General features: G+C 75.0%; 3 protein-coding genes and 1 pseudogene. All 4 read right to left on the bottom strand.

From position 1 onward, the window contains the following. Window positions 1–809 (bottom strand): acylphosphatase (locus AC08OO_RS05670; protein ID WP_476618299.1); only part of this gene is annotated, 809 nt, incomplete at its 3' end. Next, the gene (locus AC08OO_RS05675; RefSeq protein WP_476606595.1) at window positions 806–2,008 is read right to left on the bottom strand and encodes an NHL repeat-containing protein; all 1,203 of its coding nucleotides are present in this window, start codon (window positions 2,006–2,008) and stop codon (window positions 806–808) included. The genes AC08OO_RS05675 and AC08OO_RS05670, both read right to left, overlap by 4 nt. Continuing rightward, entirely contained in the window at window positions 2,005–3,255 is a 1,251-nt protein-coding gene (locus AC08OO_RS05680; RefSeq protein WP_476609166.1) for a hypothetical protein, read from the bottom strand. Before AC08OO_RS05680 ends, AC08OO_RS05675 begins: the two co-directional genes overlap by 4 nt. Before the next feature lie 46 nt (window positions 3,256–3,301). Continuing rightward, window positions 3,302–3,557: pseudogene (locus AC08OO_RS05685) on the bottom strand (hydrogenase maturation protease); the annotation flags it as partial.

The following is a 3,557-nucleotide window of genomic DNA, read 5'->3' on the forward strand; positions in this document are numbered from 1 at the left end:
AGGCGCGCCAGGGCCGTGTCGCTGGCCGTGTCGCCCGGATCGTTCTCGGCCGAGCAGGCCAGGTGGTAGCCGCCGACGCCCTTGACCGCGACCACCGCGCCGCCCGCCAGTGCCCGCTGGGCCGCCGCCAGCGCGGCATCCGTGCCGTGGACCTCCGGTCCGGTGCCGTCCGCGGGGCTGAACCACAGCTGCGGTCCGCAGGACGGGCAGGCGACGGGTTCGGCGTGGAAACGGCGGTCCGCCGGGTCGGCGTACTCCGCCGCGCACTGCGCGCACATCGGGAAACGGGCCATCGTCGTGGCCGCGCGGTCATACGGCAGCGCGCTGATGATCGTGTACCGCGGGCCGCAGTTGGTGCAGGTGATGAACGGGTGGCGGTGGCGCCGGTCGGTCGGGTCGAACATCTCGCGCAGGCAGTCGGCGCACACCGCGGTGTCCGCGGGTACCAGGGTGCGATCGCCGGGAACGGTCGCGCCGGCCACGATCCGGAACCCGGCGTCGCCGGCGGTCGACCGGGTCACGCTCGTCATCGTGACGCGCTCGATGCGCGCGAGCGGTGGCGCCTGCGGTTCGAGCCGGCGCAGGAACTCGGCCACGGCCACCTCGTCGCCTTCGACCTCGGCGAACACCGAGGTCGAGTCGTTGCCGACGAATCCCGCGAGCCCGAGGGTGCCCGCGAGCCGGTGGACGTAAGGCCGGAAACCGACGCCCTGGACGACGCCCTCCACCACGACCCGGCGCCGGACCCGGCGCCCGGTCCGCCCGGTATGCCCGGTCCGCTCGGTCCGCTCGGTCCGCTCTCCGGTCATACCCGCCGCCAGATCATGACCCGGTTGTTGCCCGAGTCCGCCACCGCGAGCCGGTCACCGCGCACCGAGAGGCCGTACGGCCAGCAGAAGGTGTCGGCCTCGACGCGGGTCCACCGGTTCTCCCCGGTCTCGGCGAACGACGGCTGGCCGAGCACACCGGTCGCGGGCGTGGAACTGCGCCGCGGCAGCTCGTCCCACAGCAGGACGCGGTTGTTGGCGGTGTCCGCGACGGCCAGCAGGTGCCCGTCGCTGTCGACGGCGTAGGGGAAGCGCAGGACGTCGGCCCGGCCGGGCGCGTAGGGGAACTCCCCGGAGCATGCGAGATCGGGCTGGCCGAGCACCAGATCGGCGTCGCCGTCGGCGTCGGGATGGGGGGCCCAGCCGAGCAGCCGGTGGTTGCCGGCGTCCGCGACCAGCAGCCGGTCGGCGGTGCCGGCGAGGTCGTGCGGCCACCGGAAGCTCGCCGGACCGGCCGCGCCGCCACGGTTCTCGTCCCGGCGGGTGGGATCGGGCTGCCCCAGCACCAGGTCGGGTAGCCGGCCGGGCGAGGACGGCAGGCCATTCGACCAGCCCAGGATCCGCCGGTTACCGGTGTCGGCGACGTAGAAGCGCCCACCCACCACGGCCACCCCGAAGGGCCAGTAGAAGGTGTCTGGTCCGCACGGGCCGCCCCGGTTCTCGCGGACGGCGTCGGCGTCCGGCTGCCCGAGCACGAGGTCGGGGGCGGTGTCGGTGACCGTCGGGACCTCGTTCCAGACCAGCACCCGGTGGTGCCAGGCATCGGCGACCACGAGCCGGCCGTCCGTGACGAGCACGCCGGTCGGCAGGTGCAGGCCGCCTTCGGGTCCGCGCCCCGCGGCCGCCGGCCCTTCGCTCGTCGCGTCGGCCTGGCCGAGCACGACGTCGGCGGGGGCGCCGTCGAGGGCCGGCAGACCATGCCAGATCAGCACCCGGTGGTTACCCGAGTCCGCCACCACGAGCAGGTCGTCGCCGAGCCACACCCCGCGCGGCGCGTACAGCCGGGACGCCGACGGCCGCGCCGACGGCAGAGCCAGCCCGCCGGGCGCCGGGGCGCCGATCCACACCGCCGGTTCCCAGCTTCCCGCCTGGCCGCCCTGCCCAGCCTGGCCGCCCTGCCCCACCCATCTGGCCGGAGTGCTCGGAGTGGCGTCACCGAGTGTTCCGCTGCCGGGCGTCACGTCGACTTCGCGGTGAGCCGGCGGGCGATCTCGTCGAGCACCCCGCGCACGGCCAGGACGGCGTCGGGGTCCCCGACCTCCTCGAAGATCGCCCGTGCCTCGTGCAGCACCGCCTGCGCCGGGTCGAAGAGGCCGAGGTGGGCCAGGGCGTTGCCCTGGTTCGCCCGAGCCCGGGCGTAGCCGAGGGGGTCGGCGTCGCGGTCGCGGGCGGCGATGACCTCCTGGTAGCGCGCGACCGCCTCCCGCAGGTTGTCCTCCCGGTGTGCGGACGGCGCGTAGACCAAGGCGTTGGCCAGGTTGAGCTGGGTGCTGGCCCACCGCTCGGGATGAGTCTCGCGGGTGTAGACGGACAGAGCGGTCCGCAGGCCCTGCACAGCCACGCCGACCCGCAGCTGGTCGGACGCCTGCGCCATCGGCATGGTCAGATACGCCGTGGCGAGGTTGACCTGTGCCGCCGCGAACAGCTCCGGGGCGGTGTCGACGCGGACCAGGCGCAGCGCCGAGAGGTAGTGCTCCACCGCGACCTTCAGGCCCGCCGGATCGTCCCCGGCCAGCTCCTGGTAGGCCGAACCGAGGCTCAGGTGCAGCTCGGCCCGGCCGACCGTGAGGTCGGTGGCGGCCAGCGCGGCGAGCGCCGCCGTCAGCTCTGCGATGACGGCCGGGCTCGGTCCCTCGACTCCGCGACGCAGGTCCGCCGCGGTGGACCTGAGCTGGGCGGCGAGACCGGGGGAGGGCTCCCGCGCCGCGGCGATGGCCCGCTCCAGCAGCCCCGCCGCCTTGCCCGCCTGGCCGGCGGCCATGGCGTGGGCGGCGTGTGCGGACCACACCATCGCCGCGATCTCGCCGGTCTCCCCGCCGGGCGGCGGAGGTTCGTCCAGCTCGCCCAGGGCGAACCGGACCACGTCCACCAGGATCCCCAGCTCGTCGCCGAGCGCCCGGCGCAGTGCCACCGGGTCTTCGGGGTCCGCGCCTGCTGGTCGCAGCACGAAGCGGTTGTAGCGGTCGACCGGGTCGTCGCCGCGCAGCTGCCCGACGGCCGCGACGACCTCCCCGCGGTAGGCGAGCTCCAGCGCGGCCAGCTCCGCAGGCCAGGCCACCGGCACCTTCCCGGCCGCCAGCGTCCGGCGCAGGTCGGCCGTGGCCTCGCCGCCCGGCACGAGCAGGAAGCCGGCCGGCAGCGGAAAGACCCCGACGGGCTGCGGGCGCGCGCAGGTCACGCCCGTGCTGATGACGCCGTCCTCACCCATGTGCGTCCTCACCCATGCGTCTGGTCATCTGGACCTGTGCGTCCGGTCATCCATGCGTTCCGCCGGTCCCGGGGGCGAGACCAGAGATGATCATGTCCCGGACCTGTTCCATCGCCCGGCGCACCGCGGGACTGAGATCGGCGCCGGGCTCCACGCCGCCCGCCTCGATGAGGTAGACGGCGACGTCGTCCGGGTAGCCGTCGCCGAGCAGCCAGCGCCCGAACGCCAGCGCCTGGTCCCAGCGGAAGGCGTGCGGGTGCAGCGTGTCCAGGGGCAGGTTCTCCAGCTGTGCGCCCGGGACC

It is taken from the genome of Frankia sp. CeCAU1 (genome assembly GCF_977971845.1).